Source organism: Marinobacter lipolyticus SM19 (assembly GCF_000397065.2).
In the GTDB taxonomy this organism is placed as follows: domain Bacteria; phylum Pseudomonadota; class Gammaproteobacteria; order Pseudomonadales; family Oleiphilaceae; genus Marinobacter; species Marinobacter lipolyticus.
On record NZ_KE007326.1, the window covers coordinates 110,995 to 137,695 of the forward strand.

Annotated in this window: 20 protein-coding genes; 5 read left to right on the top strand and 15 right to left on the bottom strand. The window is 57.2% G+C overall.

All coding sequences use genetic code 11. The features are described from left to right. Positions 1 to 62: 62 nt before the first annotated feature. The 15 genes from MARLIPOL_RS12570 to MARLIPOL_RS12640 all read right to left on the bottom strand — a co-directional run bounded on the left by MARLIPOL_RS12570 (position 63) and on the right by MARLIPOL_RS12640 (position 20,263). The gene (locus tag MARLIPOL_RS12570; RefSeq protein WP_012138535.1) at positions 63 to 1,214 is read right to left on the bottom strand and encodes an acyl-CoA dehydrogenase family protein; all 1,152 of its coding nucleotides are present in this window, start codon (positions 1,212 to 1,214) and stop codon (positions 63 to 65) included. Between the two features lie 158 nt (positions 1,215 to 1,372). Further along, positions 1,373 to 2,728, bottom strand: coding sequence for a phosphohexomutase domain-containing protein (locus MARLIPOL_RS12575; RefSeq protein WP_012138537.1), 1,356 nt, complete (start codon positions 2,726 to 2,728; stop codon positions 1,373 to 1,375). Positions 2,729 to 2,810: 82 nt separating this feature from the next. Continuing rightward, complete coding sequence (locus MARLIPOL_RS12580; protein ID WP_012138538.1) at positions 2,811 to 4,274, bottom strand: mannose-1-phosphate guanylyltransferase/mannose-6-phosphate isomerase; 1,464 nt, start codon at positions 4,272 to 4,274, stop codon at positions 2,811 to 2,813. A gap of 85 nt (positions 4,275 to 4,359) precedes the next feature. Next, a complete protein-coding gene (locus MARLIPOL_RS12585) occupies positions 4,360 to 5,544 on the bottom strand; it encodes an alginate lyase family protein (protein ID WP_082446177.1) in 1,185 nt (394 codons plus the stop codon). Positions 5,545 to 5,577: 33 nt separating this feature from the next. Continuing rightward, on the bottom strand, positions 5,578 to 7,002 hold the full coding sequence (locus tag MARLIPOL_RS12590; RefSeq protein ID WP_012138541.1) for an alginate O-acetyltransferase AlgX-related protein: 1,425 nt from the start codon (positions 7,000 to 7,002) through the stop codon (positions 5,578 to 5,580). Continuing rightward, positions 6,999 to 7,652 carry an alginate O-acetyltransferase AlgF gene (locus MARLIPOL_RS12595; RefSeq protein WP_012138542.1) on the bottom strand — a complete coding sequence of 218 codons (654 nt, stop codon included), beginning with the start codon at positions 7,650 to 7,652 and terminating at the stop codon, positions 6,999 to 7,001. The genes MARLIPOL_RS12590 and MARLIPOL_RS12595 overlap by 4 nt, the downstream gene beginning before the upstream one ends. Before the next feature lie 11 nt (positions 7,653 to 7,663). Further along, on the bottom strand, positions 7,664 to 8,815 hold the full coding sequence (locus MARLIPOL_RS12600) for an alginate O-acetyltransferase (RefSeq protein ID WP_012138543.1): 1,152 nt from the start codon (positions 8,813 to 8,815) through the stop codon (positions 7,664 to 7,666). 11 nt (positions 8,816 to 8,826) lie between these two features. After that, positions 8,827 to 10,245 (bottom strand): MBOAT family O-acyltransferase, encoded by a 1,419-nt coding sequence (locus MARLIPOL_RS12605; RefSeq protein WP_012138544.1) that lies wholly within the window; start codon positions 10,243 to 10,245, stop codon positions 8,827 to 8,829. Position 10,246: 1 nt separating this feature from the next. Next, positions 10,247 to 11,839 carry a NosD domain-containing protein gene (locus MARLIPOL_RS12610; RefSeq protein ID WP_012138545.1) on the bottom strand — a complete coding sequence of 531 codons (1,593 nt, stop codon included), beginning with the start codon at positions 11,837 to 11,839 and terminating at the stop codon, positions 10,247 to 10,249. A 9-nt stretch (positions 11,840 to 11,848) separates the two neighbouring features. After that, complete coding sequence (locus tag MARLIPOL_RS12615) at positions 11,849 to 13,300, bottom strand: alginate export family protein (protein WP_012138546.1); 1,452 nt, start codon at positions 13,298 to 13,300, stop codon at positions 11,849 to 11,851. A 5-nt stretch (positions 13,301 to 13,305) separates the two neighbouring features. After that, a complete protein-coding gene (locus MARLIPOL_RS12620; RefSeq protein ID WP_012138547.1) occupies positions 13,306 to 14,682 on the bottom strand; it encodes a tetratricopeptide repeat protein in 1,377 nt (458 codons plus the stop codon). A 14-nt stretch (positions 14,683 to 14,696) separates the two neighbouring features. Next, on the bottom strand, positions 14,697 to 15,866 hold the full coding sequence (locus MARLIPOL_RS12625; protein WP_012138548.1) for an HlyD family efflux transporter periplasmic adaptor subunit: 1,170 nt from the start codon (positions 15,864 to 15,866) through the stop codon (positions 14,697 to 14,699). Between the two features lie 63 nt (positions 15,867 to 15,929). Beyond that, positions 15,930 to 17,414 (bottom strand): glycosyltransferase family 2 protein, encoded by a 1,485-nt coding sequence (locus MARLIPOL_RS12630; RefSeq protein ID WP_012138549.1) that lies wholly within the window; start codon positions 17,412 to 17,414, stop codon positions 15,930 to 15,932. Between the two features lie 93 nt (positions 17,415 to 17,507). Further along, on the bottom strand, positions 17,508 to 18,818 hold the full coding sequence (locus MARLIPOL_RS12635; RefSeq protein ID WP_012138550.1) for a nucleotide sugar dehydrogenase: 1,311 nt from the start codon (positions 18,816 to 18,818) through the stop codon (positions 17,508 to 17,510). 683 nt (positions 18,819 to 19,501) lie between these two features. After that, positions 19,502 to 20,263, bottom strand: a complete 762-nt coding sequence (locus MARLIPOL_RS12640) for an SDR family NAD(P)-dependent oxidoreductase (RefSeq protein WP_012138551.1) — start codon at positions 20,261 to 20,263, stop codon at positions 19,502 to 19,504. Positions 20,264 to 20,457: 194 nt separating this feature from the next. Between MARLIPOL_RS12640 and MARLIPOL_RS12645 the strand changes: the two genes are divergently transcribed. The 5 genes from MARLIPOL_RS12645 (at position 20,458) to MARLIPOL_RS12665 (ending at position 26,701) form a co-directional block, all read left to right on the top strand. After that, positions 20,458 to 20,904, top strand: coding sequence for a MerR family transcriptional regulator (locus tag MARLIPOL_RS12645; RefSeq protein WP_012138552.1), 447 nt, complete (start codon positions 20,458 to 20,460; stop codon positions 20,902 to 20,904). 27 nt (positions 20,905 to 20,931) lie between these two features. After that, positions 20,932 to 22,098, top strand: a complete 1,167-nt coding sequence (locus MARLIPOL_RS12650; protein WP_012138553.1) for an isovaleryl-CoA dehydrogenase — start codon at positions 20,932 to 20,934, stop codon at positions 22,096 to 22,098. A 180-nt stretch (positions 22,099 to 22,278) separates the two neighbouring features. Next, positions 22,279 to 23,886: a carboxyl transferase domain-containing protein gene (locus tag MARLIPOL_RS12655; protein WP_012138554.1), complete on the top strand. Its 1,608-nt coding sequence runs from the start codon at positions 22,279 to 22,281 to the stop codon at positions 23,884 to 23,886. Positions 23,887 to 23,900: 14 nt separating this feature from the next. After that, positions 23,901 to 24,707, top strand: a complete 807-nt coding sequence (locus MARLIPOL_RS12660) for an enoyl-CoA hydratase-related protein (RefSeq protein WP_012138555.1) — start codon at positions 23,901 to 23,903, stop codon at positions 24,705 to 24,707. Continuing rightward, positions 24,707 to 26,701, top strand: a complete 1,995-nt coding sequence (locus MARLIPOL_RS12665) for an acetyl/propionyl/methylcrotonyl-CoA carboxylase subunit alpha (protein ID WP_012138557.1) — start codon at positions 24,707 to 24,709, stop codon at positions 26,699 to 26,701. The genes MARLIPOL_RS12660 and MARLIPOL_RS12665 overlap by 1 nt, the downstream gene beginning before the upstream one ends.

Genomic DNA, 26,701 nt, shown 5'->3' on the forward strand with positions numbered 1-26,701 from the left:
GGACGGTCCCTGAAAGACTTCCCCACACTCGCCCCTCTATCTTGTGAGTTGGCCCGCGGAAATCAGGCCTTGCCCAGTACCGAACGGGCAATGATCTCTTTCATCACTTCCGAGGTGCCGCCATAGATCCGCTGCACTCGTGCGTCTATAAACGCCCGGGAAATCGGATATTCCGTGGTGTAACCGTAGCCGCCAAACAGTTGCAGGCAGCCATCCGCCACCCGGCACTGCATTTCGGTGGCGCTGTACTTGGCCATGGAGGCGGTCGGGGCATCCAGTTCGCCGCGGTCGTACTGATCGATACACTGGTCCACGAAGGCGCGGTTCACCCGGTAATCGGTTTCCATACGGGCAATCTCAAAGCGGGTGTTTTGCAGTTGGGCCAGTTTCTGGCCGAACAGTTCCCGCTCCTGGGCATACGCCACAGTCAGGTCGAGAGCGCCACGGGCGGCAGCCACGCCGAGGGCGCCGATCACCAGTCGCTCACGGGGCAGTTCCCGCATCAGGTACATAAAGCCCTGCCCTTCCTCGCCGAGCAAGGCGGAGGCGGGGATGCGCATGTCGGAGAAAAACAGTTCCGAGGTGTCACCGGAATGCTGGCCGATCTTGTCCAGATTGCGGCCCTTGCTGTAACCCGGCAGGGAGGTGTCCACCAGGAACAGGCTGATGCCGCGGGCACCGGCACTGGGATCAGTCTTGGCCGCCACAATCACCATGTCCGCGTGCTGGCCGTTAGTGATAAAGGTCTTGGAACCGTTAAGGATATAGTCATCCCCATCTTTCACGGCACTGGTGCGGATCGCCTGCAGGTCACTGCCGGCGCCAGGTTCGGTCATGGCTATCGCGCCAACCGCCTCGCCGGAGACCATTTTAGGCAGCCACTGCTGCTTCTGTTCCTCATTACCGATGTGACTCAGGTAGGGGGCAACAATGTCGGAATGCACCATCACGTTGGTGGAGAGTGCGCCGAAGCCCAGCCGCGCCAGTTCCTCACCGACGACCACGGAATACTGGAATGGCGCGCCGCAACCGCCGCAATCTTCCGGCACATCAACACACAACATGCCGGCATTTCCCAGGGTATTCCAAAGCTCACGGGGCACAATCCCGGATTTTTCCCAGGCTTCGTAATGGGGTCTCACCTCGGCTTCCAGAGCCTTTATGACGGACTCCCGGAACATCTCGAGCTCTTCTTTATCAACATTGCTGGTCATGGGTTTCTCCCGCCAGTAAACGATTCAACTATGGTAGATGACAATCAGTCTGCCGCAGTCGCCGTTTTGGCACCATGACATAACCATGCAGAAAATTTGATAAAAAATAACATCAACGAAACGTCACCGGGCTGCCCCCGAGGCATTGGTATAGGGCGTCAGGACGGGTTCAACCGCACCATTGCATCCAGCAACTCAGCCGTCTTTTCCTTCATCAGCGCGATATCCCCCCGCGACTCCACATTCAACCGGACCAGCGGTTCGGTATTCGACATCCGGAGGTTGAAACGCCAGCGCTCAAACTCAACGCTCAGACCATCAACGTGGCTGACAGACAACGCATCCTGGCCATAGATCTCCTCAATTTTGGCAAGCAGTCGCGCCGGATCATCAACTGAGCGATTGATTTCACCGCTGGCGGGATAGGCTTCAATACGGGCATCGATCAACGATGACAAGGGTTGACCGGTCTGACACAACCGTTCGGCAACCAGAAGCCAGGGAATCATGCCGCTGTCACAGTAGGCAAAGTCCCGGAAATAATGGTGGGCGCTCATTTCACCACCATACAAGGCATCTTCCTCACGCATGCGTTGTTTGATGAATGCGTGTCCGGTCTTGCTTTCGATGGGAATGCCACCCGCCGCACGGACCATGTCCTGAGTATTCCAGGTCAGGCGTGGGTCATGGATAATCTTTCCCCTGCCGACCTTGCGCAGAAACTGCTCCGCCAACAGTCCCACAATATAGTAGCCTTCGATAAACCGGCCCTTCTCGTCAAAGAAGAAACACCGGTCGTAGTCGCCATCCCAGGCAATGCCCATGTCAGCACCTTCGCGAATAACCGCCTCGGCAGTGACCGCGCGATTTTCCTCAAGAAGCGGGTTCGGAACCCCGTTGGGAAAGTGTCCGTTGGGTACATGATGCAATCGTACAAACTCAAAAGGCAGCCAGCGTGCCAATGAATCTATGACAGGCCCGGCTCCGCCGTTGCCGGCATTGACGACGACCCGCAGCGGTTTGATCGTGCTGCCGTCGATGTAGCCAAGCAAGTGATGGATATAATCGCCTTCCACCGCCAGCCTCTCCCGGCGCCCGGGAACCCGGGCATCCTCAAACGGCAGAGACACCCTGTCACGAATGGCATTCAGTCCGTTATCCGAACTGATCGGGCGCGATTGATGGCCGACCAGTTTCATACCGTTGTGATCCTTGGGGTTGTGGCTGGCCGTGACCATGATGCCACCGTCCATGCTGTAGTGGCTGGTGGCAAAATAGACCTGCTCGGTCCCGCACAGGCCGATGTCGTATACATTCGCACCGGCTGCCATCAGTCCGGCACTCAATGCGGCTGCGATCTCCGGGCTGGACAACCGGATGTCGTACCCCACCACAACCTTGCGGGCATTGGTTAACTCTACATAAGCCCGCCCGATACGCTCCGCCAGTTCCGGATTTAACTGCTCGGGAACCCGACCGCGCAGGTCATAGGCTTTAAAACAGGAAACGTCCATAACGTATTCTCCATCAATCCTTAGATCAGTGGCACGGCCCCTTATGCCAGTCAGAGGCACTGCATAAGGGGCCGGACCAGCCTTACACCATCTCTGACATGACTGGAATCTTGTCTTCCTCAACCTCGGGCTTGGGCGTGGCACGACCGTATCGGTCATCCAATCGCTCAATATCATCCTCGCCAAGGTAAGCGCCGGACTGGACTTCAATCAGCTCCAGAGGAATGCAGCCCGGGTTAAATAGCCGGTGCACGGCGCCAATGGGAATGTAGGTGGATTCGTTTTCTGACAGCAGAAACGTTTCTTCATCACGAGTCACCTCGGCGGTACCTCGTACAATGATCCAGTGCTCGGCCCGGTGATGATGTTTCTGCAGCGACAGACGTTCGCCCGGTTTAACGGTTATGCGCTTAACCTGGAACCGGTTGCCCATATCAATGCTGTCGTAACTGCCCCATGGGCGGTACACCTGGCGGTGCGTGCGGGTTTCCGTGCGCTGCTCACCATTCAGCCGCTTTACCAGTTTCTTGACGTCCTGCACGTTGTCCCGGTGGGCCACCATCAGTGCATCCTTGGTGTCGACCACCACCAGGTCTTTCACGCCGACCATGGCCACCAGTTTGTCCGACGAGTGCACCAGACAACCATTGCTGTCTTCCAGACAGGCATCGCCCAGAACCGCATTGGCCTGCTCGTCCTTGTCGGTCACTTCCCAGATAGTGGACCAGGAGCCAACGTCGCTCCAGCCTGCATCCATGGGTACCAGCAGGGCTTTCGATGTTTTTTCCATCACCGCGTAATCAATGGAATCGTCCGGGCAGTGCTCGAAGATTTCCGCCGGGATTCGGGTGAACTCCATATCCCGTTCAAAGCGCCGGGCTGCCAGAAGGCAGGTATCATAGATATCGGGGCTGTGTTTCTTGAGTTCTGCCAGGTAGGTGTCTGCCCGGAACATGAACATGCCGCTGTTCCAGAAGTAGCCACCGGCGGACAGCAACGCTGCAGCCTTCTCGGCATCGGGTTTTTCGATGAAACGTGAAACAGGTCTGGCAGCACCTGGTGCCTCATCAGACCGGCCGGCGGCAATATAGCCGTAGCCGGTTTCCGGACGGGTCGGCGTAATGCCAAACAACACCAGGCCACCCGATCGCGCGGCTTCCTGGCCCCGGGCAATGGCGCTCTGAAATGCCTCGACATCCTCAATCGCGTGGTCGGCAGGCAACACCAGCATGATGGCCTTGGGATCTTTGCGCGCCACCTCGATAGCCGCCAGTGCCACCGCAGGCGCGGTATTACGACCAAACGGCTCCAGTAGCGTCGTCATGGGCTTACGGCCAATTGCCTCCAGTTGCTCTTTGACAATAAACCGGTGCTCGTCATTAGCCACGACCACCGGTGCCTCGGTTTCAGCGACAGGGAGCCTGCACAGAGTCTCCTGCAACATAGTCTGCTCCCCCACCAATGGAAGGAACTGTTTGGGGTAAGCCTGGCGCGACAGAGGCCAAAGCCGTGAACCATTACCACCTGAAAGTATGACTGGAATCATCGTTCTGCTCCTTTGCTCATGAATGACGTACTGCAAAAACGTCAGTTAACGTATTCATCGGGGCGACCTGTGAAGTCAGAGCCCCTTACGAACTACTGCTAAGCATGATGTTGCTGGGTGGATTGGGCTGCGAGCCGTCTGGCCACAGCGGGTTGATCTGATACAGATAAGAGATATCGCCACCCAATCGGGTGGACTTCATCGGTCGATGCTCGTCGAGGAATGTCGGCATCCCCTCAAGGGCATCCCAGGTGGCTTGCCAGGGTTCCATCCAGGCCAGTGACCAGGATTTATAGAGTCCATCAACAATCTGCTCGTACCCGGTAATGCTCTCGATACGCTGCGGGTCCGCCAGCCCCGCGACAACGTTCTGGGCCATGCTCGGAAATTCGTCCCGGTAGCGGCCATAAACGGAATTGCCGTTTACTTCCGCAAACACAGCAATCATGGTCAGTGGCTGCATGGCGTAGTTCATGTACTCCAGCGCCCGAGTCTCCCGGCTAAGCTCCTTGGGCAGATAGCCCTCATCCGTAATCTGCCCCATCGCCTCGTCGAACTTGGACACCGACCAGTTCCAGTCGCCGCAATCCTGGGTCGCGACAGCTGACGACATAACGGCCCAGGCCGCCCAGTAATCGTGATTGTTAACCTTCCGGGGTTCCCGGTCGGTGTAGTACTCGCGGACTCCGTCGCTCAAGCGACGGAACCAGTCTTCAATTCGAGCGGTTCGCTGCAGGTCCGCTGTCGCTTCCGGGGCGGAGGCACGCATCCTGAGGTAAGCGTTGGCGGCCGCAGCCAGTGCCCACTTACGCACTGCCTGGCCGACATGGTTGATGTCGTCGGTCAGCAATGCGTCAGCCGAGGCCCACTCATCCAGGTTGTCCAGAACGCAGTGCATTGCTTCGGAACCGTAACCATCAACCTGATAGTCATCCGCCGCTGCAATCACAGCCTTCTCAAAGCTACGTATTTTGTTGGTTGCCTCTTTGTACTCCTCATAGGCTTGCTCGTTCAGCTCGTTCCTCGCGCTATCGCTGCCCTCATATTTGCTGGTAAGCGACAAAGACCCGACATGCGGTTCTACCCGCTCGCAATCATAGTCTCCGCCGCCATCGTTTTCCGGTGTCTGGTAGTAGCCAACCGGGGCTCGCAGCTCTCCGCCCAGGCATTGGCCCGCATTTACGCTGCTCACACCAAAGGCCGCAGAGATCGCGGTACACAGAAGCATCCGGCCCCAGTGTCGATGTTCAGAGCGTTGTTGGATTCGCATGGTCGTCCTCTCTATGCGTTGGATGAATATGCGTCAGATGTCCTGACGCCGGCAGATTTTCGTAGTCACGGTCAATCCCTCGGTGACCTCTTCTGGCTTGAGCTCAAGATCCAGCGACATGAACAGCTCATCGTTCCATTCCGGCCCTTCGGGCAGCTCGAAGACGAACCGGCCGGGGGTTTCAACCCGCGAGCCATATTCCATGTCAACACGATCCTTGCGTCCGAAGACGTACCAGATAAACGCATCGACCTCTTTAACGCCCGGGTCGCTGAACTGCAGGTCAACGACGTATTCGTTGCTGGGCATTTCAATGAACTGGCCACCACCGTTGTAAAGCACTTCGTTGGTTCCGGCCTTGACGCGCGTGGTTTTCTGCAGCACCGGTTTCTGGTTCTCGCAGGCGCCGCTGATCATCGGCGTGACCTGGCGATAGAACTCCACACTGTCGAGGTTGTGATAGCCCGGCACTTCCCAGATCATGATCTTCGGCGGTGATTCCCGGAAGTTATCGGACAGCAGATACTCATACATGGAGCCGTCGTAACTGCCACCCGCTACCGCAACGTTGAGGACCTCGACTCCCAGGAACTCCTGCAGAGCGCCCACAAAATTGTAATCATGGGCGCCCTTGCTGTTACTGGTCCCCACCAGGGTGATTGGTGGCAGTTCCTGGTCACCAAACAGAGCGCTGGCTTCCGCAGACTGGCCTGTGCCAGACGACTCAGTACGGAACTCATCCACGTACTGCGAGCCGTATTCAAAACCACAGATCCGTTTCACCGCATCCTGCAGCGAACCATCCTTTCTGATCAGGCCCGACCGACGAGTCACGAACTCCTGCTGCGACAGCGTCTGATAGGCCGGCATGTCCTTGATGCGCTCCGCCACGATTTTTGCGGTCCGGCGCGCACCGTAGGGTGTCCAGTGATGATCCCGCTTGAAGAAGAAAGCATCTTCACGTGACTCTTCATTCAGCAGTGGCGTCAAATCCGGCACCACCAGCCCAGCCTGGCGGAACCGCTCCAAAGCATCGGCGTAGTTTTTGCGGGCAACACTCCAGCTGAAAGGTACCGGTGATATCTGTGGCAAGAGGTCCGGATGAACCAGCCCTTTTGTCGGCTGGAACACCATTACCAGCTCGGTACCAGTGGTTTCTTTCAAGTGCCGGGCGAAACGCCTCAGATGTTTCAGCCCCTCCAGATCCGGTCCGAACTGCTCCACCAGTTCAGCCTCCGAACGGAACAGCCAGCCATCCTTGCCTTGAACCAGCATCTTGAAATTCTTCAGATAACTGGTGTCGTAGCTGGAGGGGTGCGCCGTCAGCGGACAAAGGTCACAACAACGTTCGATGTCATATTCAGGCGCCTCCGTGGCGCTGGCATTTATCCCAGCACCACCGAGCAGACCGAACAGGACCAGCGCCCATAACCCACGACCTCTGAACACGCGCTTCATACCGACGTATCCACCCGGCTTTCAGCAACCACGAGCCGGGGCTTGCCGCCGACATCAATCGCGAACACGCTGAATACCTTGCCGCGCTGAAGATTGACCTCGCCGGTCTTAGCCAACGCCTTATTACTCTGGAAGGCGCCCAGCGCAATCTTAACGGCGTTGATCTCGCGATTGGCCACATCAAGAGAGTCCACCGCATCGATCACTGCAACCTTGCCGTCAGACGTTTTCAGGGTGACTCCGCCGTTACGGGTCAGGTTGTAGAAAGACAACAATGCTTTTCGCGGATTGTCGAAAGTGACGTCTTTAATCACTTTCACCTGCCCGGAATCGAGCACAACCACGGTGTAGAACTCGTCCGTTTTCATGGTGACGGAGGTCTGCTGGCCGGCCACATCCACCTGATACCGGCCTTCCGGAAGGTAAATGTAAGGGCTCGCTTCCAGCGGGGACACTTCCTTGATTACCTTGTCGCCAACGGTGGCCTGGGCCAGGGCGCCGCTGGCATCTGCGTTCATCACACGAATGAACGCCGCCCCGTCCGGTGCTTCAGCGGCATACAGCGCATCTTCTCCGGCCTGGGCCATGTTCATGGAGACCAGCAAGCTGCTGATCAGGGCAAAAAAAGCGGTATGCATCAGTGCTCTCATTTTCATCATCCTCAGGGGTTGGTTTCAGAATGGCTATCCGCTTGTGCGGTCAGCATGTTGTCGGCCTGACGGAACCATGCCAGGGCCTGCCCGGACTCCAGTGGCTGAGCCAGGTAACGCTCGGGAAACTCCCAGATCACCAATTGCGGCGGTTGATCCCGGAAGTCGGAAGAGTTCAGATAGCTGACCATGGGCACGATGGGCCCATCGCCCTCTTCGGCCACGTTGATCAGGTCCCGGCCCAGATGCTTGCGCAAGGCGCCAGGAAAATCCCACAATTCGTTGGCGCTGTAGCTTGTGCCCACCAGCACCGTGCTGGTTGAGTCATCACCAAACAGGGCGTCGGCATCCGCCTGATCATCGCCATCAGCGCGAGTGGTTCGCGGTATCAGCTGATCCGGTGCGGGACCGTATTCGCTGAAAGCAGGATCCACCGGTATGTAATTCAGCAAGTCACCCCGATGCTCCACAGGCTGGCCTAAGGAAGTCACAAAGGTTTTTTCGCCCCAGGAAAGGCCATTGAACCGGGCACGGATATACTCGGCGGCGCCTTTGGCGAACAGGTTCGCGCCGGCGGGAGTCCAATGGGTATCCGTTCTCAGAAAAACGGGCTCGCCGTGACGTTGCGCCTGCTCCAGTGCGGGTTTCAGCTCTGGGGCCGGAATTCCCGCTTGTGCCAATGACTGCTGGAACGCCTCATACAACGACGCCATCACCGGCTCGGGACGAGTGCTTCCCAGTTTCTCCGAATAGATGCGAGCCTTGGCAGGTACCACTAGCACGACCAGGGGAATACCCTCGGCCAGCAAGTGGTCGGCGATTTGCTGAACACGATGCAGGTTACGGTTGACCACCTCTCCGTCACGGCTGGCCGGGTAGATCTCTTCGTCGGTGAACAGCCATTCGTCCTGGCCGACCACGACGCCTTGTCTGCCCTCATCAAAGAGCGTGTAGTTGATGGCAGCCCACAGGTTCGTGCCCAGATCCTTGGCAGGAAACTGCTCGTCGTAATGACTCTCCAGATGTCTGGCCAACTCACCGTTAACCGGACTGAGTCCTGTTTTCGCCTTATAGCCAAACAGCGGCCGCAGGGACAAAGCGCCCAGAACGAGGACCAGTGCTATAAAGAGAAATGCCGTGATTCGTGCAGATGTTTTGGTCATCTATTTCACCCTCAGAACTGAAAGTACAGAAACGGTGAGAAACTTTCGGCGGACAGTTTCAGAACGGCCAGCGCAAACACCGGCACCAGCAGCGGAGCTGCAGCGGATCGCCACCCCGATACGGGTGGACCCACGTTACGCCCTCCCAACCGGTCCCTGATCCCCATCATCGCGATCACACCGTAGGCCACGACCAGAATCGCCAGATTCAGATCACGGATGCCCTGGAGAAAGACATCGCTCAGACCAGCACCGTCAAAACTGAACATGGCACCGTAGAATCCGAAGGCTTCGGTTAACGTGCTGGCCCTGAAGGTGACCCAGCCCAGCATTACGAACAGCAAAGTCAGCGCCCATCGGAAAACCCGGAACCCGGACGGGCTGCCCGACACACCCAGCGCCCTCTCAACCGACAGCAACAGGCCGTGCCAGGCACCCCACAACAGGAACGTCCAGTTCGCGCCGTGCCAGAGCCCACCAAGCAGCATGGTCAGCAGCAGATTGCGGTAAGTTTTGACGGTGCTGTTGCGATTGCCGCCCAAGGGGATGTACAGGTAATCCCGCAGCCAGGTGGAAAGGCTGATGTGCCAACGACGCCAGAATTCGGTAATGCTCTGACTGATGTAGGGCTGGTTGAAATTTTCGGTAAACCGGAACCCCATCATCAGGCCCAGACCAATGGCCATGTCGGAATATCCGGAGAAGTCGAAATACAGTTGTGCGGTATAGGCCAGAATACCCAGCCAGGCGTCTGCCGTACTTGGGTCAGACAAAGCAAAAGCACTGTCCGCCAATGGCGCTATCGAATCGGCAATGAAGACTTTCTTGATAAAGCCCTGCATGAACCTGACCGCACCCTCGCCGAACTTTTCCATGGTATGGGTGCGGTGGGTGAACTGATCCGCCAGGTCCTTGTAACGCAGCACCGGCCCGGCAATGAGCTGGGGAAACAGCGCGATGAACGCCGCGAAATCGATAAACCGGCGCGTCGGTTCAGTATCCCCCCGATAAACATCCACCACGTACGAAATCGCCTGGAACACGTAGAAGGAAATACCGATCGGCAGGATGATGTTCGCCATTTCCAGGGGCTGACTGCCGGCAGCAACCAGGAGGTCATTCAGACTATCAACGCCAAAATTGGCGTACTTGAAGTAAGCGAGTGTGGCCAGATCGCCGCCCACACCGACCGCAACCCACTTGCGGGCCTGCGCGGTACCGATACCGGCCCGGTGTATTCCCAGACCGATCACGTAGTTCCAAATTGTCACCGCCACGAACAGCAACAGGAAGTCCACCCGCCACCAGGCGTAGAACGCGTAACTACCGATCAGGATTACCAGTGAGCGGTACCTGAACGGGGTCAGGTAGTACACACCCAGAAAGGCAGGCAAGAACAGAAACAGGAAGATGTTGGATGAAAAAACCATATCAGTTCTCCGCCTGCGATACCTGCCCGGATACAACCGCCGAAGGCTCGATCCGAACCGCGCGCTTCTGGTTCAGAAGCGCATCGAATATCTGCATCTGGTATTTTCCGAGCACACCCTCGAAGTGGATGCCCACGTCAGATCTGGGGAAACGCATTCCCACGTCGTAAAGCGCTATATACGCCGGGTTGTCTGTCGACAGCGGCCCACTGGCGTTGGACGACAGTTCTCCACCGACCACCCTCAGAGACACTTCGTATTCGTAGAAATCCTCCTTGAAGTTACGGTCAGTGGCTGACAGGTCTTTCAGCTGGCCATATATCCCCCAGGTGCCATTGAGGACAGCGACGTTGTGGTACACATCCACATTGCTGCTGTTTCTTACCCGGATGCCGTTGCGCAGATTATTCATCACGCGGTTACCCCAGAGCAGGTTGTCCGGTGACTCATAGAGCCCGATCCCATCGCCCTGATTGTCATAGGACACGTTGTTGGCCACCACGTTGTTGGAACTCTGGCGGTCCAGAACAATGCCGGACAAGCCATTTTTGTAGCTCCGGTTTCCCACGATCCAGCTGTTGTCCACCTCCCGCGATATGATGATTCCGTGCTTCTCTCTCGTGCCGTAGACCTCGTTGCCGGCAATAATCAGCCCACTGGAATAGTCATGAGGATCAATGCCATACACGATGTTGTCGCGATAGACGTTGTTGACGATGGCCACATCTTCGGCCTCATAGCAGTAGAAGCCGTAGTAGAGATCCTCGAAGGTGGAATCGACCAGCCAGGCATGTGGCGCAGTGCGCTGCAGCCGGGCGTTGTCGTATTCGGAATACTGGGCCACGGTGAAACCGTAGGATTTACTCTGGAGATATCCCAGGTTGGCCATGGTGGTTCCGAGAATGAAGTTCTCGCTGCCACCCCACCCCACATAAAATGGCCGGAAGTTTTCTTTTTTCTGGAACGTAGCCGGCCCGTTGGCCTGCTCACGCCAGCCAATGATCTTGCTGTCTATGGCAAACAGCCAGCCGTCGTTGGCAATGAAAGCGCCACGTTCCTCGGATAATCTCAACGTCTGGTCGCGCATGACCAACGTAGCATCCTGGCGAATGGTGAGAGGCAAACGGATGATGTAAGAGCCGTCCTCATTGCGCTCCATGTATCGCCGGTCGTTCACCTGGCGATAGACATCCTCCAGGGTCACTTTGCCGCTGTTGACGAGAATGGCCTGGGGATGTGAAAACTGACGAACCACCCACTCCCGTGCCCGGCCTTCATCTACAAAGTCGCCGAGAGCACTGATACCACCGATACGCTCCACGCTCACATCCGGTGGCGCATCCGACCTGCTTGCAAGTCTTGCTTCAACAGCATCACGGCTGTAGGCCGACGTATCCGGTAATTCCGGTTCAGGCAGGTACAGATCTTCACCAGACTTGATCTCAATGCCATAGTCGTCAATTAATGGCGCAATCGCCGGTGGCGGTTTGGCCATTCCGTTGGCGTTTGAGTTACCTGCCGCAACGCCCTGCACCGGTACGACCAGCATGGTTATCAGCATGTACAGAACCCATTTGTATACTCGGGCTTTCATGGCTTCTCCTCAGAACCGCTTCGACAAGTCCACAACTACCCGATGCCTGGAACTATCGGCATCATCACCGTATGCATCGCCCGGCATGAATACGCCCCCACGCAGACGAACATCAAATGCCGCCCAGGAAGTGGAAGCGCTGTCACCGTAATAACCCAACACCAGATCCACCGACTGCCCCAGATCATCACTGGCCCCGGTAAATCCTGGCTCGACCAGGTCGGAACGAACCGTGCCCATCTCGTCACTCAGCCAGTAGCGGTGATACAAAAGATTGGCATCCCAGGCGTCCCTGTCCGATAACGCGGTATAAAACGTGAATACCTTGAGATTGCTCCACTCAGGCTGGATCGCTTCTCCAAACCGATGTACCTGGGAACGGGTACCGGTGAAACTTGAGCGGTTACTTTCGAGACTGGTTTGCTGAAAGGCATCACTGTCGCCTGGCTCCCCTCCACCGGAGCCGCCGGACGCAATCGCACCGTGAGCACCGATGACCCACCGGGGCGTATCCAGCAACTGGGCGCGCGCGCCAAGATCCGCTGCCCACCCGGAAACATCACGTTCGCGGTCGCTGAATCCACTGGGAGCGCTGGGGTCTTCGCCGACCACGGTGTCCGTGCCATTCACTGCCGCCACGGAGGCAAAGTATTGAAAGGCATCGTGGGAGTGCCAATCGAAATAGTTCCTGTCCGCCTGAATAGCCGTCCAGGTCAGCGAATCGGTGAAGCTATCGTTCGGAGTCAGACCACGCGCGGCGTACTCCTCCGCCTGATCGCCGTAGCCCTGACCATGGGTAACCAGAAATCCCAGATAGTGACCTTTTCGCCATTGCCAGCGCGTATTGGCAAAGATGCGACCAATATCCTGCTCATCGTCCTGAAGCTCATTGTTATCAGTCCGCAACTCGGCAAGCTTCTGAGCAACGCCCACAGTGGTGTCCAGCAAAGAGGTATCAAAAATCCAGCGGACAAGGGTGATGTCGTCATCCCACCACATACCGGTGTCTTCTTTCAGACGCTCGCGACCGAAGCGAATCGACTCCCCCGGATAGTCGCTGAGCCCGTTGTAATCCAGCCAGGCTTCCCGTAGCGCAAAAAAACCGTCGGTACTGGTACCGCCAATCTCGTCGCTGACGTCTACCTGCCCAGTTGCCCCGAAAGCCTGGAGAAGCAGTTTGGAGCGCCAATGCGGCGATAACTGCCAGACCCACTCCGGCTTGATATCTATACCGGCCTCGTCAGATTTGGCATCACCATTCGCCCCTAATCCGAGTCGACGGTCGCCTTCACTGATCAGGCTGAGCTTGGATCTCACATTCTGCTCAATCAGCCTCGGATACGCCTGGCTCTCCTCGCCGTCTCCGGTTGACTGCGCCATGGCTGGCCCAGCGCTTACCGAAGCCAGACAACTGAAAGAGAGTGCAAAACGAGTTAATCGATAGTTCTTCATAAGCTGCATTGAGCTTATCCTCCTTGTTCCGTGGTCTGTGCCGGACCGAACGCACCTTTGGCGAACATCTGGCGACGGGCGGCACGCTCTTGTTTGTAAAGAGCCTTGGCTTTCATCCTGGTGTGCTCCGGCACTGATAAAACCATCTCCACCATCAGCTCTCTGGCGCGCTCAACCCCGCCGTCCAGAGCCAGTTGTGCAAAACTCCATGCATAGAGCCGGTTCACCTCGATGCCCTTGGCCTCCCAATAGAGTTCAGCAAGCGCGTAATCGGCCTTCGGGAAGCCTCTGCGAGCAGCCGTCAGGAGGTGGTGTTTTGCTTTCTCCGGATCCGGTTCTCCGAGGTATCCACGCTTGTAGATGCGTCCAAGCAGGTACTCCGCAGATGGGTATTTTTCGCGCACTTCCATCGCGTAGCGGACCGCTTTTTCCGGGTCTGCCGGCACGATGCGGCCCCGCTCATAGGCTCGGGCCAAAGAAAGCGACGCTTTCAGGTCACCGTTGTCCCGCGCCTGCTGCAGCATCTGAATCACCACCTCCGGTTCCGCGAGGTAGTTGTTTTCCATAATCAGCTTGGCGCGGGCGGTCAGTGCGGGCACATAACCCGGAGTCAACATGAGATAAAGCTCGTTGGTGGTGGCGACCTGCTTCTGTGGAGATTCGTCATCCGACAGCCAGCGAGCGAACAGATACAGGTCGCGATCTTCGATGGTGCCTTGCTCCCAGGCTTGCCTGGCACGACCAACCAGTGTCTCGAAATCCTCGTTCCGGCCCTCAGCCAGATATACCCTGGCCAACAGTTGAAAACATTCCGGCTGGGCCTCTGCAATGGGTACACACAAACTTTCAATTTCGTCCGTGCGATTCTCGAACTGGCCGCTTAATACGTAGTAGCGGGCCAGCGCGATATCGCCTTTCGGGTCACCGGCGGCGCGAGCCTGCTTGATTAACTCAACAGGCTTGCCATTGGGGAACTCTTTGGGAAAATTCATGTACAGGTTGATCAAAGGAATCAACGCGGTCTTATCACCTTCCGCGAGTGCTCTCCGGAGGTAGCGAGCACCATTGGCCCGCTGCTCCGGGGTATCGCCTTCCCGTGCGTTCATCTTGCCTATCCGGATGGACGCCCTGTCGCTGCCCTGCTCGGCAGCCTTTTGATACCATTCCAGCGCCTTCTGACGCGCCGCCGGAGTATCCTGATCGGCATACAGATCCCCCAGTTCAACCTGGGCATCCGCCAGGCCAAACCTTGCAAGCTCTTCCAGCTGCGACCGGGCGTCCTCCACGTTACCAGCAGCCGCCGCTTTCTCGGCCCGCTCTATGTCGGGGAGGTTGCCACAACCGGAAAGACCCAGGCTGAACAGACCGACAATGCACGCTACTCGAATCATCCCTTGTTACTCCCTCAGCTTTCCGAGAACCGGTCTACGACCTTCTGCAGACTCGGCATGCGGAACTGGTCAACTCTGACCCCGATGGGGCGTCCGATTGCCTCGATCGGCAGAGGTTCGGCCGATTCAATGGACGCACTGATAACGTCAATCGGCCCGCCCTGAGCCTGGGAGTTCACATACAGGGACGTAATCCGCCCGGCCTGCTCCCTGCCATTGGGAAGGCGCAACGTTACCTGCTGCCCTTCTTCCAGCTTCTCGCCCTGATCAAACTGGAAATTGGCAATAATGTGCGCGGACGAATCCATGGGAGCCATCACCGCAAGCTGCTCCCCTTTACTCATGTATTGGTTCTCCGCCGGCCTCAGGTTTACGACCTTGCAATCACAGGGACTGGTGAGCGTTCCCCGAACGCGTTGGTCCAGTAATTCCTCAATCTGACCGACGCTATAGCTGCCCTCGCCAACCAGATCGTTCACGTACGACATCATTGGCGCATCGAAGGTCGCAATCGTCTCACCTGCCTTGACCTCCTGCCCGGGCTTGACCAGGGTCGTCACCTTGGCGTCTTTGGGAATGCGTACCGGGATCTGTTCGGAGGCCACCATGGCCGATTCGGCCTTGGTGACGAAGTAGATATCCCACAACTCCGACGCGACGAAGCTGATGGCGGATAAGCCGGCAAGCATCACAACAAGGCTTCCGAACATGGCCCGGACCTTGCCAAAGAACCCGAGGTCATTGCTGCCCTTGCTCTTTCGTGCCTTGGTGAAGTTTTCACGGGACAGGGTGTTAAGCACATCACCCGCTGAAACTACTTCCCCGCTGAGAAATGCAGTAATGAGGTATCGCAGGACCGAAACTTCCCGTGCTCCGAGATCCTGAAATTCACAACCACAGCGGTCACTCGCCGGATCGAAACTTCGCGGTACAAAGTTCACGTCGACGGCAAAATCGAAGCCGTCCACTTTGAATACCAGGCGACCGTTGTATAGCCTGCGCTGACGCAGCGATTCCAGTCCGGTGTTCACACTGAAGCCGCCCGCAGACACATCAGCCACCGGAAATTTCTGTGTCGTACCATCGAGATTCATAAACAGCTTGGCCGGAATTTTGACCCGGGCATACTGTCGTTGTGCTTCAGATTCATGGACAAATTGGGGTGCAACTGCTGCCGTATTCATTGCTTTAGCCCTTGTGTTTATTCGATCGATAATTGATGTACATCTGTAAAATCTCCGCTTCCGCTAAACCAGCTTCATAACAAGCGCCAGAAAGATGCTGCCCGCGGATAACGTCATGATCCTTGATGACCATCGGTTCATGCGTTGCTGGAAGGACGCGTTGTCGGCGCTGAATCGGGTCTTCTGTCGCGTCCACGACTGTCGATCGAGTCGGAAAAAGACGTAGATCTTCACCAGAGACCCAAAGATCTGGTTGAAATACAGAATGCATGGATAGGTCGGCCCAACAGAATGTCCGGTCGCAATGAGCAACATCGTCAGCAACAAACGGGTGAGCCCGATCCACAACAGATAGGCAACCAACACAATGCCCGTGTACTTGATGGCTGCGACTATGGCCGCGGTCAGCCCCAGAATGCTGGTCCACATCGAAATGCGCTGATCAAACAGCACGTACCAGGTGAACCATCCAAGGCGCCGTGGGCCGAGCTTGGTGGCCCTTGAGTTCTGCCGCAGTGAGTTGCCGTACCATCGAAACATCAACTGACGAGCGGAGCGGATAAAACTCGGATCAGGTGGATGCTCTACCGTGCGAATAGCGGCATCCGGTACATAGAACGTGTCGTACCCCAGGCGCATCATGCTGTACCAGCTGGACTTGTCGTCACCGGTCAGGAAGCGGAACTCACCCAGCCGCCAATGCTTCAGGGAGTCGTACTCCACATCGCTGATGAATTCCGGTCGAGTGACGACACTGGCCCGGAACACCGACATCCGGCCGGTCAGGGTCAGCACCCGATAAGACAGTCCCATGGAGCACATATTCATGTGCCGCTGGGCAAATCTCAGCTTGTGCCACTCCGACATCAGGTAACTGCCGCGCACCTCACAAAACTCGTTGGTGGTAAGCGCGCCAATATTTGGCATCAACCTGAAATAGGGGGCAGTTTTACGAACCACGCCAGGCTCGAGAACAGTGTCGCCATCTACCACGGCCACCACGGCATTTTCATCCGGCAGATCCCGTGAAATCGCCCGAAATCCAAAGGCCAGGCCGTCACGTTTACCAGTGCCGGGGATACGCACGATCTTTAATTTGATGTGCCCCGGAGGGTCCAGCTTTCGCCACATGGCTCGCATGAGCATTTCATCGGAGAGCTCAACCACGGATGCCACAACGGTGGTCGGCCAACCACACTCCATCGCTTCCCGAATAATCGAGTCGTATACCATTGCGGTTGTGCCCGCATCGATTCGAAAACTGGTCACCATCAGGTAGACATGAGATGGCGCGGCGGACTCTCCCAATCTCTCGGCCTCGCGTCGAAACCGTGGATACGCCCATTTAAGGAAATACATCGCACGCACAAAGTGCGTGAGACCAACGGAGTAACGCCAGATACCGATCACCCCGACGACCAGAAGGAAGTGGACGCCGCCTCGAACCGTATACGTCGTGGGCAGGGAGACCGCCAACGCTCCAAGAGCAGCCAGGAACAGTAGCCAACCGCCCGTTCTGGACATTATGTTGTCTGAGATATAAGACATGCCGTACGTCCCTGAATTAACGTTCCGTGCATTTTCTGGTTATGAGGCCCTGACCCGAAAAAGACTGCCAGGACCTCATTCCCGGGTTCAGGTTCACCAACAGATGCCTTCCAACACCTCGGTGCTTGTGGATTTCATGAATCCCACAAGGTCTATCACCCGCTTGCCTTCCGGAACTTCCGAAATGACCGTCTCGAATAGCTCATCGTTGTTGCCGACCACGATCACGTCGCCATGATCAATCACGCCACGTAAATCGCTGTGCATCAGGTTCGACAGGTGCGGTATTTTCTGGTTGATGTATTCGCGGTTAGCGCCGTGGGTTCTGGCGTAATCCACGTTACGGTCGAAGATCTGCAAGTCGTATCCCTTACCAATCAGCATCTCGGCGAGTTCCACCAATGGGCTCTCACGAAGGTCATCGGTGTTGGACTTGAAGCTCAGGCCCAGCATGCTGACCTTGCGGCAGCCATAGCTGGTGAGGATCTTGAATGCGTGGGCAACCTGCTCATTGTTGCTACTCATGATCGAGCTCAACAGCGGGTGCTTCACGTCCATTTGATTGGCACGATAGGTCAGCGCCCGCACGTCTTTTGGCAGGCATGAACCACCGAAGGCGAAGCCCGGACGCATGTAGTAGCGTGAGATGTTCAGCTTCTTGTCCTGGCAGACAACGTCCATGACATCGCGGCCGTCCACGCCCATCGATTTGGCAATATTGCCGATCTCGTTGGCGAAGCTGACTTTGGTCGCGTGCCAGATGTTGCAGGTGTATTTGATCATCTCCGCAACCTCGATGGGTTTGCGGATGATCGGCGCGTCAAGGTCTGCGTATAGCCGCGCCAGCAAATCACCGGATCGCTCATCGAGCTCGCCAATGACTGTCATGGGCGGGTGGTCATAATCCTTGATGGCGGTACTCTCCCGAAGGAACTCCGGGTTAACACAAACACCAAAATCGACACCGGCGCGTTTTCCAGAGGCCTTCTCCAGTGCCGGGATCACCACTTCACGCACCGTTCCGGGCAGAACCGTGCTCCGAACAGCCACCAGGTGCCAGTCCCCCTTATCCCTCAAGGCAGCGCCGATATCTCCGCACACCTTTTCCACGAACTGAAGATCGAGATCACCATTGGGCTTACTGGGTGTGCCCACACAGATCATCGAGAGCTCACTCTCCTGAACCGCCACGTGGCCATCCGTCACGCCGTTGATAAAGCCGTTCTCACGACCGGCCCGGAGTAACTCCTCCAGTCCGGGTTCCACAATCGGTGACCTGCCGCTGTTTATCAGATCGATCTTGACGGAAGAGACATCCACACCAACAACGTGATGACCACGCTGGGCAAGACTGGCAGTACACACAGCCCCGACGTAACCCAAACCAAAAATACTGACTCTCATTTCATTAGCTCCCTGACTGTCATCCAGCGAATCCTGCTGGAGAACCGTTTTAAACCCGATTATTAATAAACCGAAAGAAATCATTAGGTGTCAGAAATCAAACCTGCCAACAAATCACCGTTAGCCTGACCCACTTCACCTGACCTTCCAGTGTGGTTTTGGAGAACACGGTCGCGGACAAATAATTCAGAAAGGACTCAAAGCGTCCGCTGCGTCTCAACAACCAGAACGCTATCGCAACAAAACGTTAAATGCCGCTTACAAAAAGATAATCACAAATATCAAAAACCAAGACATGTCTTTTTGAGAGGTGTGCAAAAAAATATTGCACATAAACTTTATGCTATTGTTTTATATGCCATTTTAACCGTCAGCATATTAAATAAGATAACTTCTATTACATACACGAAAGGAGAAACAAGAGCCGCTTATTTCTTAACAGGAAATCAGACAGGAATAGATATTATAAAAACGAATTAACCGATACATATTAAATGGAACCCATGTAAAGACTTGATCGTCGCCATGAGCTTTTTTAACAATGTCAGGTTAAACAGGCGCGCCGCCTGAATTTAAGGAAGGATTATTTATACGTTATGTCGTATATATGGACCCAATCCAGAGCAGATTGAGCCCATACAAATTCAACCAGCCTCTATAGAAGCTGCGTCACGACAAAAGCGTTACCTGGGCGCCATACGCAGGGCGCAGTCCAGGCGAATGACTTCACCATTGAGGATCGGGTTGCGAACCATCTGGTCCACCATCATGCCAAACTCCTCCGGCTTACCAAGGCGTTTGGGGAACGGCAAGGTGGCTGCCAGACTGTCCTGTACTTCCTGGGGCATGCCAGCCAGCATCGGCGTCATGAACAGTCCCGGTGCAATGGTATTCACGCGAATACCTTCACGGGCGAGTTCCCGGGCCGCCTGCAGGGTCAGCGCTACCACACCACCCTTTGACGCGCTGTAGGCAGCCTGACCGATCTGCCCCTCATAAGCGGCGACAGACGCGGTGGAAATAATCACGCCGCGCTCACCATCGGCGTTGGGGTCGCGCTGAGCCATATCCACTGCCGCCAGGCGAAGTATGTTAAAGGTGCCGATCAGATTGACCTGAATAACCTTGCTGAAACTCTCCAGCGGCATCACCCCGTCACGGCCGAGAATCTTCGCCGCTGGCCCGATACCGGCGCAGTTCACCGCCACACCACAAAGCCCATGAGCATCACGGGCCGCAGCCATCGCCGCCTCGGCGCCATCCGATGAGGTCACATCGCAGTGAACAAACAACCCACCGATATCCCGGGCCACGGCCTCGCCCTGCTCTTTCTGCACATCAAAAATAGCGACCTTACAGCCCGCCGCGGCCAACGCACGCGCAGCCCCTTCGCCCAAACCGGATGCACCACCGGTCACAATGGCCGGTACGTTCTGGAATTCCATAGCGTTCTCCTTGTTGTCAGACACTCAAATCTGGTTGTTGTAAAGTGTGTTCCAGGCCCGGCTCCCATGCCATGACATATTCCGCCACAAAATTTGTTAAAAAATTCAATTCTGAAAATCGTCCCTTTTACGCCCAAAATTTACTTTACGTTTACGTAAACTTTATCTAACCTTAGTCTAAAAAGGAAATCGCTATGGCCGAGAAAACAACTTACAGCATCAGCGAACTCGCCAAGGAGTTCGACGTTACAACACGAAGCGTCCGCTTCTATGAGGATCAGGGCTTGCTGAAGCCCGCCAGACGAGGTCAGACGAGGATTTTCAGCTCGAAAGACCGAGTCCGGCTGAAACTCATTCTCCGGGGTAAGCGCATGGGCTTTTCCCTGGCGGAGACCAAAGAACTGTTCGACCTGTGGGATGAAACACTCACCGGCAACGAAAAGCAGTTACTGAAAATGCTGACCATCCTGGACAACAAACGCGCCCAGCTGGAACAGCAAAAGAACGACATTGCCCAGGCGGAGATGGAAATGGACACCGCCGAAGCACGATGCCGGGAAGCTCTTGCAGATCTACAGAAGCGCAAGCGGCAACAGAAAGGTGCCGAGAAAGAGGCGCCAGAACCCGCTGAACAGAAATAAATTGCCAGAACAACAAGGTAGCCAACAATGAAATCACAGTACACAGAGTTCAACTTCGGCCTCGGCGAAACCCTCGACATGCTCCGCGAGCAGATCAACGGCTTCGCCGCCTCCGAAATCGCGCCCCGCGCCGAGGAAATCGACCGCAACAACGAATTCCCCATGGACCTGTGGCGCAAAATGGGCGACATGGGCCTGTTGGGTATCACCGTGAAAGAGGAATACGGCGGCTCCGATATGGGCTACCTCGCCCACGTCATCGCCATGGAAGAAATCAGCCGTGCGTCTGCTTCCGTCGGCCTTTCCTACGGTGCCCACTCCAACCTCTGTGTAAACCAGATTCATCGCAACGGCACCGAAGAACAGAAACAGAAGTACCTGCCAAAACTGGTCAGCGGTGAACACGTTGGCGCCTTGGCCATGTCCGAGCCCAACGCCGGTTCCGACGTTATCTCCATGAAACTGAGCGCCAAAGACGCCGGCGACCACTACGTCCTCAACGGCAACAAAATGTGGATCACCAACGGCCCGGACGCCCACACCTACGTCATCTACGCCAAAACCGACACCCAGGCCGGCTCCAGGGGCGTCACCGCCTTCATCGTAGAACGCGATTACCCGGGCTTCAGCCGCCATCAGAAACTCGACAAACTCGGTATGCGCGGCTCCAACACTTGTGAGCTGGTGTTCGAAGACTGCAAAGTGCCCAAGGAGAACATCCTGGGCGGTATTGGCAACGGCGCCAAAGTCCTCATGAGCGGCCTAGACTACGAACGCCTCGTCCTCTCCGGCGGCCCGCTGGGCATCATGCAGGCAGCACTGGACGTCACCGTTCCCTACATCCGCGAACGCAAACAGTTCGGCCAGGCCATTGGCGAATTCGAACTGGTCCAGGGCAAAGTGGCGGATATGTACACCTGGATGAACACCGCCAAGTCCTACGTCTACATGGTCGCCATGTCCGCCGACCGCGGCGAAACCACCCGCAAAGACGCCGCCGGTGCCATCCTCTACTCCGCCGAAATGGCCACCAAACTGGCCCTGGACGCGATCCAGTTGCTCGGCGGCAACGGCTACATCAACGAATACCCGACAGGCCGCCTTCTGCGTGACGCCAAGCTGTACGAAATCGGCGCCGGCACGTCTGAAATCCGCCGTATGCTGATCGGCCGGGAACTGTTCCTGAACAAGTAAGTTTCACCGACCGGAAGACAGCACCCAAGTTTGACGAGGGGCTGCGGGCAGAGCGATTCGGGAATTTCGAAGGCCAAGGATGGCCTGAGAGAAGCGCACATGGATGTGCTCGTAGCGGTTCCCGAATCGCTCTGCCCGCATGCCCGACGCACGGACTCCGATGCACGGACAAGAAGCCCTATGACTATACTCCAGAGCAAAATCAATCCAAGGTCCGATGAATTCCAGGCCAATATGGACTCCATGGCAACCGCCGTGGCCGACCTGCGGGACAAAGTGTCCACCATCCAGCAAGGCGGTGGCCCCACCTACCAAGAACGACACCTGGCACGTGGCAAACTGCTGCCCCGGGAACGCATCAACCAACTGCTTGATGACGGCTCCCCCTTTCTGGAAATCGGCCAGTTCGCCGCCTACAACGTCTACGGTGAAGACGTCCCCGCAGCGGGCGTCATTGCCGGCGTAGGCCGCGTCTCCGGCACCGAATGCATGATCATCGCCAACGACGCCACCGTCAAAGGCGGCAGCTACTACCCGCTGTCAGTGAAAAAACACCTGCGCGCCCAGGAAATCGCCCTGCAGAACCGCCTGCCCTGCATCTACCTCGTAGACTCCGGCGGCGCCAACCTGCCACGACAGGACGAAGTCTTCCCGGATCGCGACCACTTCGGCCGCATCTTCTACAACCAAGCCAGAATGTCCGCCGACGACATCCCACAGATTGCCGTAGTCATGGGCTTGTGTACCGCCGGCGGAGCCTATGTGCCTGCCATGGCCGACGAATCCATCATCGTCCGCAACCAGGGCACCATCTTCCTGGCCGGCCCGCCACTGGTTAAAGCCGCCACCGGTGAAGTGGTCAGCGCCGAAGATCTGGGTGGTGCCGACGTCCACTGTAAGATTTCCGGTGTCGCCGACCATTACGCCGAAAACGACGCCCACGCCCTGGAAATCGCCCGGCGCAGCGTATCCAACCTCAACCGCCGCAAACCGGCAGACGTGGAGATCCGCAAGCCCAAGGCACCGCTGTACGACGCCGAAGAAATCTACGGCATCGTCGGCACCGACCTGCGCAAACAGTTCGACGTGCGCGACGTCATCGCCCGCATCGTCGACGGTTCCGAATTCGACGAATTCAAACGCTACTACGGCCAGACCCTAGTCACCGGCTTCGCCCATATTCATGGCTACCCGGTGGGCATCATCGCCAACAACGGCATCCTGTTCAGCGAAGCCGCCCAGAAAGGCGCCCACTTCATAGAACTGTGCTGCCAGCGCAACATCCCGCTGCTGTTTCTGCAGAACATCACCGGGTTCATGGTGGGCCAGAAATACGAAGCCGAAGGCATCGCCAAGCACGGCGCCAAAATGGTCATGGCCGTGGCTTGCGCCAACGTACCCAAGATCACCGTACTGATCGGCGGCAGCTTCGGTGCCGGCAACTACGGCATGTGCGGTCGCGCCTACAGCCCCGACTTCCTGTGGATGTGGCCCAATGCCCGCATCTCCGTAATGGGCGGTGAACAGGCCGCCGGCGTGCTGGCCCAGGTCCGCCGCGAGGGCATGGAACGCAAAGGCCAGGAGTGGAGCGCCGAAGAAGAAGCCGAATTCAAGCAGCCAGTCATCGACAAGTACGAGGAACAGGGCCATCCCTACTACGCCAGCGCGCGCCTGTGGGACGACGGTGTCATCGACCCGGCCCAGACCCGGGAAGTCGTGGCCCTGAGCCTGTCCGCCACCCTGAACCGCCCGGCCAAGCCAACACGCTTTGGCGTGTTCCGCATGTAATCGGGGAGACTGACATGACAGACAACGAATCCGCAGTTCTGCTCAGACAACGTACCGATGGTATTGCCGAGGTGGTTCTTAACCGCCCCGACAAACGCAACGCCTTTGACGATGTGATTATCCAGCAGCTGATACAAGCGCTGACAAAAGTCGACGAAGACGCCGCCACCAAAGTGGTCATCCTGCGCTCCGAAGGCAAGCACTTCTCGGCCGGGGCCGACCTTGGCTGGATGCGCCGCATGGCCGAGAACACCCGCCAGGAAAACCTGGACGATTCCCGGGAACTGGCGCGGCTGATGAACGTACTCAACCACCTGTCCAAGCCGGTCATCGGTCTGGTACAGGGCGCTGCCTTCGGCGGCGCGGTGGGCCTCGCGGCCTGCTGCGACATTGTCATTGCCACCGAGAGGTCCAGCTTCTGCCTCAGCGAAGTGAAGCTCGGCCTGATTCCGGCAGTAATCAGCCCCTACGTAGTGCGTGCCATTGGCGAGCGCCAGGCCCGGCGGTATTTCATCTCCGCCGAAGTGTTTACCGCAAAGCAGGCTCAGGACTACGGCCTTGTTCACATCGTCTGCGACGATGTCGACGCCATGGAAGCCCGCTGCGACCAGATGCTTCAGCAACTGACGATGAACGGCCCCGAAGCCATGAAAGCCGCCAAAGACCTGGTATTCGCCGTCAGCCACAAGCAGATCGGCAACGACGTGATTGAAGACACCGCACAACGCATCGCGGATATCCGGGTGGGTGCAGAGGGTCAGGAAGGGCTCAGCGCCTTCCTGAACAAGCGCAAGGCCAACTGGGTTCCGGAGGAAGAATAATGTTCAGCAAAATCCTGATCGCCAACCGGGGCGAAATCGCCTGCCGGATCATACAAACCGCCCACCGCATGGGCATTCGTGTTGTCGCCGTGTATTCCGACGCCGATGCCGACGCACGGCACGTGGCCATGGCCGACGAAGCCTTCAACATCGGCCCAGCCCCCAGCTCCGAAAGCTACCTGCGGTCCGACAAGATCATCGAGATTGCGAAGGAAAGCGGCGCCCAGGCCATTCACCCGGGTTATGGCTTCCTGTCGGAAAACACCCAGTTTGCCGAAGCCTGCGAAGCCAACGACATTGTTTTCATCGGCCCGCCCTCCTCGGCTATCGCAGCGATGGGTTCCAAATCCGCCGCCAAGGCCATCATGGAAAAAGCCGGCGTACCGCTGGTGCCCGGATACCACGGTGATGATCAGTCACCGGAAACTCTGCGCGCCGAAGCCGAAAAATGCGGCTTCCCGCTGCTGCTCAAAGCCGTCGCCGGTGGCGGTGGTAAAGGCATGCGCGTCGTCGAGCGCCTGGAAGATTTTGACGATGCCCTGGCGGCTGCCAAGCGGGAATCCAAAAACGCTTTCGGCAACCCCGACATGCTGATCGAGCGCTACCTGACCCAGCCGCGCCACGTGGAAATCCAGGTGTTCTGTGATCAGGATGGCCACGGCGTTTACCTGGCCGAGCGGGACTGTTCCGTACAACGCCGCCACCAGAAAGTGCTGGAAGAGGCGCCGGCCCCGGGTCTGTCCGAAGAGACCCGCAAGGCCATGGGCGAAGCAGCGGTGAAAGCCGCCCAGGCCATCAATTACGTGGGCGCCGGCACCGTGGAGTTCCTCTACGATGTGGACGGCTCCTTCTTCTTTATGGAAATGAACACCCGCCTGCAGGTGGAGCATCCGGTCACTGAAATGGTCACCGGTCAGGACCTGGTGGAATGGCAGCTGAAAGTCGCATGGGGCGAGCCCCTGCCACTGGAACAGTCCCAGGTGAAAACCCGTGGCCACGCCCTGGAAGCGCGGATTTACGCCGAAGACCCGGACCAGGACTTCCTGCCCGCCACCGGTAACCTGCGCTACTTGAGCACCCCGGACGAAAGCGTTCACGTGCGTGTGGACACCGGCGTCACCGAAGGCGACGAAATCAGCATCCACTACGATCCAATGATTGCAAAGCTGATCGTATGGGACGAGACGCGGGACCAGGCCATCAACCGCATGGTGCAGGCCCTGGAGCATTACCGCATTGCCGGCGTGAAGACCAACATCCGCTTCCTGCACGCGCTGGCCGATGCCCAGCCGTTCCGCGAGGCCGACCTGACCACCGGGTTTATCGACGACCACCGCGAACTGCTGTTCCCGAAATCCAAACTGGACACCCACAAGGCCCTGGTACTGGCTGCCGGCTTCGTACTGGAACAGCGTAAGTCCCGGGAAGTGGTCAGCACCGATCCCTGGTCACCGTTCGGCCGCCAGAACAGCTGGCGCATGAACTCCGAATACGCCCAGCCACTGAAACTGCAGGTGGGTGAAGATATCCACGAACTCAAGGTGCTGGAACGGGACGACCGTTACCAGGTCCATGTCGGCGGCAGTGTATACAACCTCACCTCCCGGCTGGACGACGACTACCTGCAGGCGGTGATCAACGGCCATCGCATCAGCATTCACGGCAACCTGCACAACGACAAACTGGTGTTGTTCTACGAAGGCGACACCTTCCAGTGCACCGTGTACCGGGAAACCTACGGCCTCGAGGAAATGGCCGGCGAAGGCAGCCTGTCAGCGCCGATGAACGGCGCCGTCGTCGCCATCCAGGCCAAGGTGGGTGACACTGTCACCGCCGGCCAGACCCTGGTGATTATGGAAGCCATGAAAATGGAACATGCCATCAAGGCCCCGGCCGACGGTGTGGTGACCGACATTTTCTTCGCTGAAGGGGATCAGGTCTCCGAAGGCGCGGATCTGATCGCCATCGAAGCCAGTGACGAGGAGGTGGCGTAA

Coding starts and splice junctions, on each gene's coding strand:
- MARLIPOL_RS12585 (WP_082446177.1), bottom strand. CDS start 5,544: ATGCGAATCCAACAACGCTCTGAACATCGACACTGGGGCCGGATGCTT.
- MARLIPOL_RS12655 (WP_012138554.1), top strand. CDS start 22,279: ATGACTATACTCCAGAGCAAAATCAATCCAAGGTCCGATGAATTCCAG.
- MARLIPOL_RS12615 (WP_012138546.1), bottom strand. CDS start 13,300: ATGCAGCTTATGAAGAACTATCGATTAACTCGTTTTGCACTCTCTTTC.
- MARLIPOL_RS12605 (WP_012138544.1), bottom strand. CDS start 10,245: ATGGTTTTTTCATCCAACATCTTCCTGTTTCTGTTCTTGCCTGCCTTT.
- MARLIPOL_RS12610 (WP_012138545.1), bottom strand. CDS start 11,839: ATGAAAGCCCGAGTATACAAATGGGTTCTGTACATGCTGATAACCATG.
- MARLIPOL_RS12660 (WP_012138555.1), top strand. CDS start 23,901: ATGACAGACAACGAATCCGCAGTTCTGCTCAGACAACGTACCGATGGT.
- MARLIPOL_RS12665 (WP_012138557.1), top strand. CDS start 24,707: ATGTTCAGCAAAATCCTGATCGCCAACCGGGGCGAAATCGCCTGCCGG.
- MARLIPOL_RS12595 (WP_012138542.1), bottom strand. CDS start 7,652: ATGAGAGCACTGATGCATACCGCTTTTTTTGCCCTGATCAGCAGCTTG.
- MARLIPOL_RS12620 (WP_012138547.1), bottom strand. CDS start 14,682: ATGATTCGAGTAGCGTGCATTGTCGGTCTGTTCAGCCTGGGTCTTTCC.
- MARLIPOL_RS12570 (WP_012138535.1), bottom strand. CDS start 1,214: ATGACCAGCAATGTTGATAAAGAAGAGCTCGAGATGTTCCGGGAGTCC.
- MARLIPOL_RS12580 (WP_012138538.1), bottom strand. CDS start 4,274: ATGATTCCAGTCATACTTTCAGGTGGTAATGGTTCACGGCTTTGGCCT.
- MARLIPOL_RS12575 (WP_012138537.1), bottom strand. CDS start 2,728: ATGGACGTTTCCTGTTTTAAAGCCTATGACCTGCGCGGTCGGGTTCCC.
- MARLIPOL_RS12650 (WP_012138553.1), top strand. CDS start 20,932: ATGAAATCACAGTACACAGAGTTCAACTTCGGCCTCGGCGAAACCCTC.
- MARLIPOL_RS12635 (WP_012138550.1), bottom strand. CDS start 18,818: ATGAGAGTCAGTATTTTTGGTTTGGGTTACGTCGGGGCTGTGTGTACT.
- MARLIPOL_RS12630 (WP_012138549.1), bottom strand. CDS start 17,414: ATGTCTTATATCTCAGACAACATAATGTCCAGAACGGGCGGTTGGCTA.
- MARLIPOL_RS12640 (WP_012138551.1), bottom strand. CDS start 20,263: ATGGAATTCCAGAACGTACCGGCCATTGTGACCGGTGGTGCATCCGGT.
- MARLIPOL_RS12590 (WP_012138541.1), bottom strand. CDS start 7,002: ATGAAGCGCGTGTTCAGAGGTCGTGGGTTATGGGCGCTGGTCCTGTTC.
- MARLIPOL_RS12625 (WP_012138548.1), bottom strand. CDS start 15,866: ATGAATACGGCAGCAGTTGCACCCCAATTTGTCCATGAATCTGAAGCA.
- MARLIPOL_RS12645 (WP_012138552.1), top strand. CDS start 20,458: ATGGCCGAGAAAACAACTTACAGCATCAGCGAACTCGCCAAGGAGTTC.
- MARLIPOL_RS12600 (WP_012138543.1), bottom strand. CDS start 8,815: ATGACCAAAACATCTGCACGAATCACGGCATTTCTCTTTATAGCACTG.